Raw genomic sequence first — 615 nt, 5'->3', positions numbered from 1 at the left:
ATGGCCGAGGGCGTCAATCCGCTGGATCAGACGACCACTGCGGTCGTAACGCAGGCGGGTGATGCGCTGGGCCGGGTCGGTGTAGGCGATCAGTTGGCCGGCGGCGTCAATGTCGTAGCGGTCGATGCGCCCGTCGGGGCGCTCGCTTTCAATCAGGTAGCCGCGGGGGTCATAGCGATAGTGAGTGTGCTCGCCGCGGGCATTGACGGTTTCGCACAGGCGCCCGTCGGTATCGTAGTGGTACAGCGTTTGCGCATTGGAACAATCGCGGTAACTGAGCAATTGGCCGTGCACGTTCCAGCTCAGGTACTTGGTCTTGTCCAGCGTGTCGGTGACACGTACCACTCGGCCTTCGGGGTCGTATTGGTAGTGAGTCTTGCGGCCCAGCGGATCCGCTTCCCAGAGCAGGTTGCCCTGGGCATCGTAGCCGGAGCGGTACGTGCGCCCCGCACCGTCGGTGACTTCGATAGGTAGTGCCCAGTGCCGGAGATAGCGGATGTGTTCGCTACGCCCCAATGGATCGCGCGTCTCGATCAGGCGGCCAATATCATCGTAGCTGTAGCGCCATTCGCCGCCCTGTGGATCGACGCTCTTCATCAATTGCCCGGCGATGAT

General features: G+C 62.4%; 1 pseudogene. It reads right to left on the bottom strand.

Features of this window, described 5'->3' with window-relative positions:
• Positions 1 to 615 (bottom strand): annotated as a pseudogene (locus tag CFE47_RS31415) (type IV secretion protein Rhs); the annotation flags it as partial.

This window comes from Pseudomonas sp. PGPPP1, from assembly GCF_002255865.1.
Taxonomy (GTDB): Bacteria; Pseudomonadota; Gammaproteobacteria; order Pseudomonadales; family Pseudomonadaceae; genus Aquipseudomonas; species Aquipseudomonas cremoris.
The sequence above is the reverse complement of the archived record's forward strand: the minus strand, read 5'-3'. Positions and strand labels throughout refer to the sequence as shown.